Genomic DNA, 12810 nt, shown 5'->3' with positions numbered 1-12810 from the left:
GGTCATTACTATATCGCCTGGAGTATGCAATGCCGTGTGAAGAACTGGATATCGTCTGGAATAATATTAAAGCCGAAGCCCGGGCTTTGGCTGACTGTGAGCCGATGCTCGCCAGTTTTTACCACGCAACGCTACTCAAGCATGAAAATCTCGGCAGCGCGCTGAGCTATATGCTGGCCAACAAGCTGGCTTCCCCGATTATGCCGGCGATCGCCATTCGCGAAGTGGTGGAAGAGGCCTACGCCGCCGATCCGGAAATGATCGCCTCCGCCGCCTGCGATATTCAGGCGGTGCGCACGCGCGACCCGGCGGTGGATAAATACTCCACGCCGTTGCTCTATCTGAAGGGTTTCCATGCCTTGCAAGCCTATCGTATCGGCCACTGGCTGTGGACTCAGGGGCGACGCGCGCTGGCGATTTTCCTGCAAAATCAGGTCTCCGTCTCTTTCCAGGTGGATATCCACCCGGCGGCGAAAATCGGCCGCGGGATCATGCTCGACCATGCCACCGGCATTGTGGTCGGCGAAACGGCGGTGATTGAAGATGACGTCTCTATTCTGCAGTCGGTCACCCTCGGCGGGACCGGTAAAACCAGCGGCGACCGTCATCCGAAAATTCGCGAAGGCGTAATGATTGGCGCCGGGGCGAAGATCCTCGGCAATATTGAAGTCGGGCGTGGCGCGAAGATTGGCGCCGGTTCGGTGGTATTGCAGCCGGTTCCGCCGCACACCACCGCGGCGGGCGTACCGGCGCGTATCGTCGGCAAGCCGGAGAGCGACAAGCCGGCGATGGATATGGATCAGCATTTCAATGGCATCCACCACACCTTCGAGTACGGCGATGGGATTTGATGTATTGCCATTTGCCGCTGCTAAGCACAGAAATGTAGCCCGGATAAGGCGCAACGCGCCGTAATCCGGGAACCGCTCAGGTTAGCTGCGCAAGACCGCGCCAGGATACCCCAGCTGGCGCCAGGCTTCATACACCACCACCGACACCGCGTTTGACAGGTTCATACTGCGGCTGTCCGGCATCATCGGAATACGGATTTTCTGCTCCGGCGGCAGGGCATCGAGGATGCTGGCCGGCAGACCGCGGGTTTCCGGGCCAAACATCAAGAAATCGCCGTCCTGATAGCTCACTGCGCTGTGCGCAGGCGTGCCTTTGGTGGTCAGGGCGAACAGACGCTGCGGCTGCGCGCTGGCGACAAACGCCGCGTAATCCGCATGGCGCTGCACGGCAGTGAACTCGTGATAGTCCAGTCCGGCGCGTCTCAGGCGTTTATCGTCCCAGGTGAAGCCCATCGGCTCAATGATATGCAGACTGAAGCCCGTGTTGGCGCACAGGCGGATAATATTCCCGGTGTTCGGCGGGATCTCTGGTTCGAATAACACGATGTTCAGCATACTGCCCCCTTAATTGCGGGGGGCAGAATAGCAGATATTTGGCGAACCCTCACCCTGAGGGAGAGGGGCGGCGTAAGGGAAAACGTGGAGAATTACGCGGCGTTATTCTGCTTCAGCGCATCGAAGGTCTGCAGCGCTTCGGCGTTCTGCACCAGCGAATCACGGCTGATTTCACGGATACTTTTCGCCCCGGTGAGGGTCATCGCCACTTTCATCTCTTTCTCGATGAGGTTCAGCAGATTCGCCACGCCCTGCTTACCGTGGGTCGCCAGGGCGTACAGGTAAGCGCGGCCCAGCAGTACGCTGTCGGCGCCCAGGGCGATCATCCGCACCACGTCGAGCCCGTTGCGGATGCCGCTGTCTGCGAGAATAGTGATGTCGCCTTTCACCGCGTCGGCAATTGCCGGCAGGGCGCGGGCCGAGGAGAGCACGCCATCGAGCTGGCGGCCGCCGTGGTTGGAGACGACAATGCCGTCAGCGCCGAAGCGCACCGCGTCGCGGGCGTCCTCCGGATCGAGGATCCCTTTGATCACCATCGGACCGTCCCAGAAATCGCGGATCCACTCCAGGTCTTTCCATGAAATCGACGGATCGAAGTTATTCGCCAGCCAGCCAATGTAATCCTCAAGCCCGGTCGGTTTGCCGAGATAGGCGGAGATATTGCCCAGATCGTGCGGGCGACCGTTAAGGCCGACGTCCCACGCCCACTGCGGATGGGTGACGGCCTGCCAGTAGCGGCGCAGGGCGGCGTTCGGGCCGCTCATGCCGGAATGGGCGTCGCGGTAGCGGGCGCCGGGAGTCGGCATATCGACGGTAAAGACCAGCGTCGAGCAGCCGGCGGCTTTGGCGCGCTCCAGCGCATTGCGCATAAAGCCGCGGTCGCGCAGGACATACAGCTGGAACCACATCGGGCGCTTGATGGTCGGGGCGACCTCTTCGATCGGGCAGACGGAAACGGTAGAGAGGGTGAACGGAATGCCTTTGTCGTCCGCCGCGCCGGCGGCCTGCACTTCGCCGCGGCGGGCGTACATCCCGCACAGCCCGACCGGCGCCAACGCCGTCGGCATCGCCAGCTTCTCGTTGAATAACGTCGTTTCCAGACTCAGGTCCGACATATTGCGCAAAATACGCTGGCGCAAGGCTACATCGGAAAGGTCCTCGACGTTGCGGCGCAGGGTATGTTCGGCGTAGGCGCCGCCGTCAATATAGTGGAACAGAAACGGCGGCAGGATACGCTGTGCGGCGGCGCGATAGTCGCTGGCGGCGGAAATAATCATCACGAGTTCTCCCTGGAATTTTCATTGTGGTCACCGGGCAGGCGGGTAATTCGCGCCTGGCGGGCCTGGTCTTCATCAAAACGTTTGATGGTGGCGTGGACAAAGCCTAAGTGGCCCATCATCGCCTGGCGCGCCGCCTCGGCGTCGCCGGCGACAATCGCCTCCATGACGGCCTGGTGCTGTTCGGTCAGGCGGGCAAACACCGGCGGCACCTGATACATGCGCTGGCGGCTCTGCTTAACGGAGGAGTGCAGCAGGTCGAAAAAGCCGCGCATGGTTTGCAGGAGCACCACGTTATGCGAGGCTTCGGCGATCGCCAGGTGAAAGCGGACATCCGCCTGCGAGGCGATATCCGGGTCTTCACTCTGGGTCGCTTCAAAGCACAGACGAATTTTTTCTTTATCGGCGTCGGTGGCGCGCATCGCCGCGTGCCACGCGGTGCTGGCTTCGATGGCGTGGCGAGCTTCGAGGATATCGAAGCTGTAGTCCGGGTCATCGGCCAGCAGCGTCTTCAGCGGCTGGACGATGTTTTGCTCTGACCACGGCTCATGCTGAAAGCGGACGAAGGTGCCGCCGCCGCGACGGCTCAACAGCACCCCTTCATTGACCAGCATCGCCAGCGCTTCGCGCAGGGAATTGCGTGAGACGCCGAGCTGGGCGGCGAGCTGGCGCTCGGCGGGCAGTCGCATGCCCGCCTCCAGCTGTTGTTCTTCAATCAGCGCCCGGACGCGACGCGCCACGTCGTCGGCCAGGCGTTTAGGCATCACTATCACGGGATCATCCAGGTTAAAACGTAGGCCTGCAGCGTGGTGATCAGCCCCACCATGCAGGTGAAGATCAGGCTATGTTTGACGGTAAAGCGGAACAGATCCGACTCTTTGCCCACCAGGCCTACCGCGGCGCAGGCGATGGCGATCGACTGCGGGGAAATCATCTTGCCGGTAACGCCGCCGGTGGTATTGGCCGCGACCAGCAGAATATCGGAGACGCCAATCTGCTGCGCCGCCGTTGCCTGCAGCGCGGCGAACAGGGCGTTAGACGAGGTGTCCGAACCGGTCAGGAATACCCCCAGCCAGCCAAGGAACGGCGAGAAGAAGGTAAACGCGTGGCCGGTATGGGCCAGCGCCAGGGCCAGGGTCGACGACAGCCCGGAATAGTTAGAGATAAAGGCGAACGCCAGCACCATGCCGATAGAGTAGATCGGCAGCGCCAGATCCTTCAGCGTCCCGGCGAAGGTGGTCAGCGCATCTTTCGGCTTCATGCGCAGCCAGACGATGGACAGCAGGGCGGCGAACAGAATGGCGGTGCCGGTTGCCGACAGCCAGTCGAATTTATACACCGCGGCGTAGGGCGTCGCGGCGCTAACCACCGGCGGCATACGGGCAACCATTTTGTCGAGGAATGGTACCGAAATATTGATAACGAAGTCATACATCGCGCCGCCAGGAGCGAACAGCGCTTTGAATGGCGGCACGCTCCACAGGGTCACGGTGGCGGTCAGGAACAGGAACGGCGACCAGGCGCGGATCACTTGTCCCGCCGTGTAGCGTGTGCGGGCCAGCGTCATATCCACCTGCGAGGCGCCGAGATCGCCGAAGCGGAAGATGCGTACCGGCTGCCAGCGTTTGAGGAACAGGGTCAGACAGACCAGGGAGACCAGCGACGAGATGATATCCGGCAGCTCCGGGCCAAGGAAGTTAGAGCTGAGGTACTGGGCAATAGCGAACGAACCGCCTGCGACTATCACCGCCGGCCAGGTCTCTTTAATGCCGCGCCAGCCGTCCATAATCGCCATGATCCAGAACAGCACGATAATGGTCAGGAACGGCAGCTGGCGGCCCACCATCTGGCCGATGGCGAAGCTATCGATACCGGTCACCTGGCCGGCGACCAGAATCGGGATGCCCATCGCGCCGAAGGCCACCGGCGCGGTGTTGACGATCAGGCACAGGCCAGCCGCATACAGCGGGTTAAACCCGAGACCAACCAGCAGCGCGGCGGTAATCGCCACCGGTGCGCCGAAACCCGCCGCCCCTTCGAGAAAGGCGCCGAACGAGAAGCCGACGATCAGCATCTGCAGGCGCTGGTCCGGCGTAATCGACAGAATCGATGAGCGGATGATGTCGAACTGTCCGGTCTTCACCGAGATTTTATAGACGAAGACCGCGGCGATAATAATCCACGCGATAGGCCACAGGCCGTAGAAGAAGCCGTAGACCACCGAGGCTAAGGCGCGGTCCACCGGCATTTTATAGAACAGTAAGGCAACGACCAGCGCGATTGCGACGGTCCAGGTGGCAGCGATGTAGCCTTTCAGTTTGAGCTTAATCAGCGCAAAAAAGAAAAACAGAATCGGTAGCGATGCGATAAGACTGGATAGCCAGATATTACCGGCGGGATCGTAGTTTTGTTGCCAGAGATTCATGCAGGGTCTCCATCGGGCCGCCAGGAGAGGAGGGCTGAGTCTGCGCTCATTGCCGATCCCACCAAAAGTAAAATTGGCCCGGCCAATTAAGGGTATCAGGGTTGATGACAATGAATGGTTAATCAGATGTTACTCTTAAGCAACGTGTTTGTGATGGGTTTTGACGGATTTGTGAACTGCCAGGGGGTGGATGAAATTATTGGTTGGACCAATCGACCCGGCTGAAGGTAAAAATGTGGGGGAGTGAAGACAGAATAGCCCTCTCCGTACGGAGAGGACTGGGGATCAAAATTCGCTGCGGGCGAAACCGGTCATCTCTTTCAGACCCATTTCCCGGCCCAGGGCGGTCATCGGATGGACAACCACCAAGCCGCGAACGCTTTTCTTCAGCTTGCCCATATCGGCCTGCTCTTTTTTGGTAATCGCGCGGCGGAACGGCAGGCTCATCAGTTTCTGCGCCTCTTTGCTCAGCTTCTGGCTCTGGACGGAACGCAGACGTTCAATCTCCGTTTCCAGAGTGGCTTTTTCTTTTTCCAGTTCAGCATATTTATCGGCGGCTTCCACCAGCGACAGCTCGGCCTGCTGGTGGCGGATGGCGTCGAGACGATCGCTCAGACGCTTGATTTCATTCTTTTCGACTTCTTTCATGGTGATTTGATCTGTTAATAAAGGGGCTTCATTCGCCTATAGTATGTGCCGTGACCGCTATTGTTGATAGCTATTTATCAAAAATTCGCCGTTTGTCGCCCGCGGAATGCAATATCATTTATCGCTAATAATTTGAATTTTATTAATATTCCGCCTAATACCCGTTCTAATTTCATTTCTGTGAAGCCTGTCGGCAGATAAGCACGTTTTCCTTAACCCACGCTGGTGAATTGGCTAATGCTTAATCAGATTATTCCCAAAAGGAGGACGTGATGGCAAAGATCGGCGACGGCGTACCACGTTTAATCGACAAAGCGGTTGATTTTATGGCTTCCAGTCAGGCGTTTATGGAGTATTTGAAAAAGTCTCCGCGTCTGCAGCATGTACCGCGAGACATTCCTCAGGATAAGGAAGCGTTGTTCCTGCAGCGTCTGGAATATTATCGTCAGCTTTACCGGCCGACCTGCGACCAGACGGAACCGGAATCAGAGCGTTGATTTCTGAAAGGCTTTTTTTAAGCTGATTCGTGAAATCAGCTCAGTCAGGGACAGCACCATCGTTGAGCGCACCATCTGCTGGTAACGCAGTTTCTGCATTGCCAGCAGTTCGGCATCGCTGTCATCAAATTGCGGCGTTGGCGGCAGGGCGGCGACGCAGTGCAGCTCGCCGAACGGACCGATAATTTCGTCGTCGGTAAAGCTGTACTCATTGCCGTCGTGGTTAAGCTCTTCGCGCAGGGCCATCAGCAGCTCAGCGTCTTCATATTCGGCACGACTTATCACCCCAAGGCCATAAATCAGCTTCAGGCGTACAGAGAGATCGCCGAGCGGCCCGCTGCCCTCCAGCAAGGGCTCGACGGCGTATTTCACCGCGTAGTCGTCTTTACGGAACACCTGAAGCACCAGAATATTGACCGCTTCCGTTAACAGCTCGACGGTGGCGATCAGGAAGCTTCGTACGGTTTTGCCAGCATTCAGACGCTCAAGCACACGGTTTTCAAATGCTTGTGTTTCTTCCATCATTGCCTGCATATCTGACAGGAGTCGTAATGGGCGCGACGTCGGCCGCGCCAGGTTGTGCATCATTTTTCCGCGTTGTAGTCGTTAACGGCCTCCGCGACGACATCACTTGCGGCATCCAGGCCGGAAATCTGCGCCAGCGCGGCCTGCGGCCCCTTGTCGGCGATCAGTGCCGCCAGCTCCTGCGCCTGCGGATCGTCTTCGCTACGGAAATGCATCGCCGCCGCAATCCCTTTCACCAGGTTGCGGTGCGGCAGCCCGTATTCCAGTGTACCCAGCAGCGGCTTAATTAAACGGTCGCCAGCGCTCAGTTTGCGCAGCGGCTGACGGCCAACGCGCTCAACATCGTCTTTCAGGTACGGGTTCTCGAAACGGCCAAGTATTTTCTGGATATAAGCCGCGTGCTTCTGCGGGTCAAAGGCGTAACGTTTGATCAGCACCGCGCCGCTCTCTTCCATCGCGCCCTGCACGACGGCACGAATTTTCTGGTCGAGGATCGCGTCGCGAATCGTCTGATGGCCCGCCAGTTTTCCGAGGTAGGCGGTTATAGCATGCCCGGTGTTCAAGGTGAAGAGCTTGCGTTCGACAAATGCCATCAGGTTATCAGTTAATTCCATTCCCGGGATAGTCGGCAGCGCGCCCTTGAACTGAGTCTTATCGACAATCCATTCGCTAAAGGTTTCCACGGTGACTTCCAGCGGGTCATGAGTGGCGGAAGCCGATGGCGGCACAATACGGTCAACGGCAGAGTCGACAAAGCCGATATGCGCTTCCACCCACGCTTTATCTTCTTCCGCCAGCGCGTTAAACACGTGGCCTTTTAACTGCGTGGTGCCGCGCACCATATTTTCGCAGGCGATGATGTTCAGGGGGCGTTCGGTGCCCTGCGCTTTGCGCTGCGCCAGCCCTTTGGCGATCGCTGGCGCGATGCGCTCGAGCACGACGGGACCGACGGCGGTGGTGACCAGATCCACTTCAGCGATCAGGTCCACAACCTCATCGCCGATGCTGCTGACGGCATTGACGCCGGAGACGGTGTCCACCTGCTCATTCTCACCGACGACGTGAACCTGATAGCTATGACGGGCATTCAGGGCATCAAGTACGGTCTGATTGACATCGGCAAACGTCAGTTCGATGCCCGCGTCGGCCAGCAATTTACCGATAAAGCCACGTCCGATATTACCTGCGCCAAAATGTAATGCTTTCATAGTATTAACCTTCAATTAATGTTTTCACCTGAGAGGGCTGGGGTGAGGCCTTTCCCCTCACCCCAACCCTCTCCCAAAGGAGAGGGGTGGATAGCGCTGATTATTTATTTAACAGTGCCAGAACTTCGTCGACGCTGGTGGTTTTCGCCAGGCGCTCAATCACGGTTTCGTCATCCAGGGCGTTAGTCAGACTGGTGATAACCTGAATGTGCTCGTTATTACGAGCGGCGATGCCGATGACCAGACGCGCGACTTCATCTTCTTCTTCACCGAAGCGCACGCCTTCCGGGTACTGGCAGAAGACGACGCCGGTTTTCAGCACGCGGTCCTTCGCTTCGATGGTGCCGTGCGGTACCGCAATGGACTCGCCGAGATAGGTCGAGGTCAGTTTTTCGCGGTCCAGCATCGCCTGCACATATTCCGGCTCAACGTAACCGCCTTTCACCAGCTGCTCACCGGCGAAGCGAATCGCTTCTTCTTTGGTGGCTGCTTTGCGACCGAGGAAGATGTTATCCGCGCCCAGCTGGAACAGGTTGTTGTTAGTATCGTCAAAGCTGTCTTTCAGGCTATCGGTGACTTTGACTTCGTTGTCGATGTGGCGCTGGGCCGCGACCAGGCGCTCGGTCAGGCTGGTGTACAGACCGCTGTCGAGGAAGTTGGTCAGCGAAATATGCTGCGCCTGCGGCACCTGGCGCATGGCGCGCTCGGTAAGGTCGCGGTGGGTGATGACCAGGTCAACATCCGGCGGCAGGTTATTGATTGCGCTGTTGGTGACCGAGATGTTGCTCAGCCCGGCATCCTGCACTTTCTTGCGCAGTACCCCGGCGCCCATAGCGCTGGAACCCATCCCGGCGTCGCAGGCGACGATGATTTTACGCACATGGCTCAGGTCGTTGGTGACATTACCGGCCGCCAGCGGGCTGGCGCCTTTGGATTCCGCTTTCATGTCATGCATACGACGCGTTGCGGCTTCGATATCGTCTTCTTCTTTAACTTTGCTGGTCTTGAGCAGAACCGCAGAGACCACGAAGGAGACCGCCATCGCTGCGATAATCGCGGCGATGTTAGCGAAGTAGGCGCCTTTCGGCGTCATCGCCAGTACCGCCAGGATAGAGCCTGGGGAAGCCGGGGAAACCAGACCGCCATTGAGGATAGTCAGGGTGAAGACACCGGTCATCCCGCCGAGGATAACGGCCAGGATCAGGCGCGGGTTCATCAGTACGTACGGGAAGTAGATTTCATGGATACCACCCAGGAAGTGGATGATAGCAGCCCCGCCTGCAGACTGTTTTGCGCTGCCGCGGCCAAAGAACATGTACGCCAGCAGAACGCCCATCCCTGGACCCGGGTTAGCTTCAATCAGGAAGAAGATGGATTTACCCAGCTCGTGGGACTGCTGAATACCCAGCGGCGAGAAGATACCGTGGTTGATGGCGTTGTTAAGGAACAGGATTTTTGCCGGTTCGACGAAGATAGACGCCAGCGGTAGCATGTCGTGCGCCACCATAAAGTTAACGCCAGCCGCCAGAATTTTCGACAGAACTTCGACCGCCGGGCCAATGCCGAGGAAGGCCAGAATGGCGAGGATCATCCCGATGATGCCGGCGGAGAAGTTATTCACCAGCATTTCAAAACCGGATTTGATCTTACCGTCTACCCAGTTATCGAACTTCTTGATGCAGTAGCCGCCCAGCGGGCCGGCAATCATTGAGCCGAGGAACATCGGCATATCCGCGCCGACGATAACGCCCATGGTGGTGATCGCCCCGACCACGCCACCACGTTCGCCGCCGACTAATTTACCGCCGGTGTAACCGATCAGCAGCGGCAGCAGGTAGGTGATCATCGGACCGACCAGCTTCGCCAGCGTTTCGTTTGGCAACCACCCTGTCGGAATGAAAAGCGCGGTGATGATACCCCACGCGATAAACGCGCCGATATTCGGCATCACCATATTGCTGAGGAAACGACCAAAGCTTTGCACTTTGATCTTGATATCGGATGACATAAAACACCCCTTCTTCTGTTTTGCGTAGCGCGCAGGCTTAAAGCCCGAGGTTTGTTGTTAATGTGGCGGCAGAGGTAGCCGGGCCCTGATTGATAGTGCGAAATCTGGCACTGAATCGTTTAGCTGTCCAGCCAGCGCCCTTTTATGTGATTTGGATCACATGAATATAGGGGGCTAAGAGGGTTTTTTAGTGATGATGATCACAAAATTACTGTGTAAAAAAACAACACAGCGCCTTTTTAGCCGCTGATCTGCCTTTTTGTGTGATATTTGTCACATTTTTGTTTCGTGTTTTTGTTGTTTGTTTGTGATTTTGATCACAAAGAATTTCGCGGGGGGTTTACGCCGCTGTGATCTCGGCCCGGTTTTGCGGCCAGGGCGAGATGGCTCTGTAACTAAGCAACCTTAACTGCCGAATAACTTTTTTACGCCGGATGGCAAAAATGAAAGGCGTGAATTATGCTCAAAATAGCGGCCCGAATGTCAGTGGGTCGTGAATAAAATTCATATAAATTATTAGCGTAAAGCCGAGGGAATTATGTTTCTCAATTATTTTGCGCTGGGCGTTCTGATCTTCGTTTTTCTGGTCATTTTTTATGGGATTATCATTATTCACGATATTCCTTATTTGATCGCCAAAAAACGCAACCACCCTCATTCCGATGCTATTCATGTCGCCGGATGGGTCAGTCTTTTTACTCTCCACGTCATCTGGCCGTTTTTATGGATTTGGGCCACGTTGTACCAGCCTGAGCGCGGCTGGGGCATGCAGCATAAGGCGAATACGGCCCCTGACGAACCTGAAAAAGAGACCGATATACAACAGCTTCGCCAACGACTGAGCGACCTTGAACACCAGGTGGCGGCCATCCAGCGGCCGCAGTCCACCTCTGCGGCGGAGAAATAATCTATGGATCTGTTGATAATTTTGACCTACGTGGCCATCGCCTGGTCGATATTTAAAATCTTCAAAATACCGGTAAATAAATGGACGGTACCTACCGCGGCGCTGGGGGGCGTATTTATTGTTAGCGCGCTTATTTTATTAATGAACTATAACCACCCTTACACCTTTCTGGCGCAAAAGGCGGTGATATCTATTCCTATTACGCCGCAGGTTACCGGAGTGGTTAACAGCGTCACCGACAAAGCGAATCAGCGCGTCAAAAAGGGTGAGGTGCTTTTTACTATTGACCCGGCGCGCTATCAGGCGCGGGTCGACCGTCTGCAGGCCGACCTGGTGACGGCGCTGCACAGTATTAACACCCTCAAAGCGCAGCTCTCTGAAGCCCAGGCCAACACCACCCGCGTGTCGGCGGAACGCGATCGCTTATACAAGGACTATCAGCGCTACCTGAAAGGGAGCCAGGCGCGGGTGAACCCGTTCTCGGAAAGCGACATCGATAACGCCAGGCAGAATTACCTTGCCCAGGACGCGCTGGTCAAGGCGTCGGTGGCGGAGCAGGCGCAGATCCAGAGCCAGCTGGACAGCATGATCAACGGCGAGCAGTCGCAAGTGGCCAGCCTGCGCGCCCAGCTGGCGGAGGCGAAATATAATCTCGATCAGACCACCGTGCGGGCGCCAAGCGATGGGTATATCACCCAGGTGCTGATCCGTCCGGGGACCTATGCCGCCTCGCTGCCGCTGCGTCCGGTGATGGTGTTTATCCCCGAGCAAAAACGGCTGATCGTCGCCCAGTTTCGGCAAAATTCCCTGTTAAGGCTGGAGAAAGGCGACGACGCGGAAGCGGTGTTTAACGCCCTGCCCGGACAGGTATTCCACGGCAAACTGGTGAGCATTTTACCGGTGGTGCCGGGGGGAACCTATCAGGCGCAGGGGGCGTTGCAGTCGCTGACCGTGACGCCGGGCAGCGATGGCGTGCTGGCGACCATTGAGCTCGATCCGAATGCCGAAATCGATGCACTACCCGATGGCATCTATGCGCAGGTGGCGGTCTACTCCGACCATTTCGCCCACGTTTCGGTGATGCGTAAAGTGCTGCTGCGGATGACCAGCTGGATGCACTACCTCTATCTCGACCATTAATGCGATCGGCGGCAGGTTGAGCGGGATGCTCACCTGCCTTTTACCTCGCCCTGAGCCATACTCATATCTTTGTTGGCGATAATTTGTTGGCGATAAGGAGCAGGCTATGAAACTGATCGGCAGCTACACCAGTCCCTTTGTGCGCAAAATATCGGTGATCCTGCTGGAAAAGCGCATCCCTTTTGAGTTTGTCAACGAATCCCCCTACAGCGAAAGCAACGGTGTGGCGCGCTATAACCCGCTGGGCAAGGTACCGGCGCTGGTGACGGACGACGGTGAGTGCTGGTTTGACTCCCCGGTCATCGCCCAGTATCTGGAGCTGCTGGGCGTGGCGCCGCCGATGATCCCCGCCGACCCCAGAGCCGCTCTCAGGATGCGCCAGCTTGAGGCGCTGGCAGATGGGGTGATGGAGGCCGCCCAGGCGCTGGTGCGCGAAAAAGCTCGCCCTGCGGCCCAACAGTCAGAGCAAGAGCTGCTCCGCCAGCGGGAGAAAGTGGCGCGCGGCCTCGACAGGCTGGAAGCCTGCGCGGCGGACGGAACGCTACGCGGTGACGAGGTCAATCTGGCGACCATCTCTACGGCCTGCGCCATTGCCTACCTGAACTTTCGCCGGGTGGCGCCGGGCTGGTGCGCCACCCGGCCGCAGTTGGTGAAGTTGGTGGATGCGCTGTTCCAGCGCGCCAGCTTTGCGCGCACCGAACCGCCGCGGACTTGACCCAGGCAGGTAACAGTTTGCGCAAGGAGGCGTTACAATCGCCGCTGATTGTTG

General features: G+C 57.6%; 13 protein-coding genes. 5 read left to right on the top strand and 8 right to left on the bottom strand.

Annotated elements, in window-relative coordinates:
- The first annotated feature begins 29 nt into the window (after positions 1 to 29).
- Positions 30 to 851, top strand: a complete 822-nt coding sequence (locus tag KPHS_51110) for a serine acetyltransferase (RefSeq protein YP_005229411.1) — start codon at positions 30 to 32, stop codon at positions 849 to 851.
- Positions 852 to 932: 81 nt separating this feature from the next.
- Here the strand turns inward: KPHS_51110 and KPHS_51100 are convergent, their stop codons facing one another.
- From KPHS_51100 to KPHS_51060, 5 genes are all read right to left on the bottom strand, one after another.
- Positions 933 to 1406 (bottom strand): putative tRNA/rRNA methyltransferase YibK, encoded by a 474-nt coding sequence (locus KPHS_51100; protein ID YP_005229410.1) that lies wholly within the window; start codon positions 1404 to 1406, stop codon positions 933 to 935.
- Positions 1407 to 1498: 92 nt separating this feature from the next.
- Positions 1499 to 2683, bottom strand: coding sequence for an L-lactate dehydrogenase (locus tag KPHS_51090; protein YP_005229409.1), 1185 nt, complete (start codon positions 2681 to 2683; stop codon positions 1499 to 1501).
- Positions 2683 to 3456 (bottom strand): DNA-binding transcriptional repressor LldR, encoded by a 774-nt coding sequence (locus tag KPHS_51080; RefSeq protein YP_005229408.1) that lies wholly within the window; start codon positions 3454 to 3456, stop codon positions 2683 to 2685. Before KPHS_51080 ends, KPHS_51090 begins: the two co-directional genes overlap by 1 nt.
- On the bottom strand, positions 3453 to 5108 hold the full coding sequence (locus KPHS_51070) for an L-lactate permease (protein ID YP_005229407.1): 1656 nt from the start codon (positions 5106 to 5108) through the stop codon (positions 3453 to 3455). Before KPHS_51070 ends, KPHS_51080 begins: the two co-directional genes overlap by 4 nt.
- A 285-nt stretch (positions 5109 to 5393) precedes the next feature.
- Positions 5394 to 5756 carry a YibL family ribosome-associated protein gene (locus KPHS_51060; RefSeq protein ID YP_005229406.1) on the bottom strand — a complete coding sequence of 121 codons (363 nt, stop codon included), beginning with the start codon at positions 5754 to 5756 and terminating at the stop codon, positions 5394 to 5396.
- Positions 5757 to 6028: 272 nt separating this feature from the next.
- On the opposite strand from KPHS_51060, the gene KPHS_51050 reads away from it, so the two are divergent.
- Positions 6029 to 6253 (top strand): hypothetical protein, encoded by a 225-nt coding sequence (locus tag KPHS_51050; RefSeq protein ID YP_005229405.1) that lies wholly within the window; start codon positions 6029 to 6031, stop codon positions 6251 to 6253.
- On the opposite strand, the gene KPHS_51040 is transcribed toward KPHS_51050, so the two are convergent.
- The 3 genes from KPHS_51040 to KPHS_51020 all read right to left on the bottom strand — a co-directional run bounded on the left by KPHS_51040 (position 6242) and on the right by KPHS_51020 (position 9994).
- Positions 6242 to 6838, bottom strand: coding sequence for a mannitol repressor protein (locus KPHS_51040; RefSeq protein YP_005229404.1), 597 nt, complete (start codon positions 6836 to 6838; stop codon positions 6242 to 6244). The genes KPHS_51050 and KPHS_51040 overlap by 12 nt on opposite strands.
- Positions 6838 to 7986 (bottom strand): mannitol-1-phosphate dehydrogenase, encoded by a 1149-nt coding sequence (locus tag KPHS_51030; RefSeq protein ID YP_005229403.1) that lies wholly within the window; start codon positions 7984 to 7986, stop codon positions 6838 to 6840. Before KPHS_51030 ends, KPHS_51040 begins: the two co-directional genes overlap by 1 nt.
- A 100-nt stretch (positions 7987 to 8086) precedes the next feature.
- Positions 8087 to 9994 (bottom strand): PTS family enzyme IICB/enzyme IIA, encoded by a 1908-nt coding sequence (locus KPHS_51020; RefSeq protein YP_005229402.1) that lies wholly within the window; start codon positions 9992 to 9994, stop codon positions 8087 to 8089.
- Between the two features lie 538 nt (positions 9995 to 10532).
- On the opposite strand from KPHS_51020, the gene KPHS_51010 reads away from it, so the two are divergent.
- From KPHS_51010 to KPHS_50990, 3 genes are all read left to right on the top strand, one after another.
- Complete coding sequence (locus KPHS_51010) at positions 10533 to 10901, top strand: DUF3302 domain-containing protein (RefSeq protein YP_005229401.1); 369 nt, start codon at positions 10533 to 10535, stop codon at positions 10899 to 10901.
- A gap of 3 nt (positions 10902 to 10904) precedes the next feature.
- Positions 10905 to 12041, top strand: coding sequence for an auxiliary transport protein, membrane fusion protein (MFP) family (locus KPHS_51000; RefSeq protein YP_005229400.1), 1137 nt, complete (start codon positions 10905 to 10907; stop codon positions 12039 to 12041).
- Between the two features lie 106 nt (positions 12042 to 12147).
- Positions 12148 to 12756, top strand: coding sequence for a putative glutathione S-transferase (locus KPHS_50990; RefSeq protein ID YP_005229399.1), 609 nt, complete (start codon positions 12148 to 12150; stop codon positions 12754 to 12756).
- Positions 12757 to 12810: the final 54 nt, after the last annotated feature.

Source organism: Klebsiella pneumoniae subsp. pneumoniae HS11286, from assembly GCF_000240185.1.
In the GTDB taxonomy this organism is placed as follows: domain Bacteria; phylum Pseudomonadota; class Gammaproteobacteria; order Enterobacterales; family Enterobacteriaceae; genus Klebsiella; species Klebsiella pneumoniae.
Note: the sequence above shows the minus strand (reverse complement) of the source record. Positions and strands in the feature narration are given on the sequence as shown.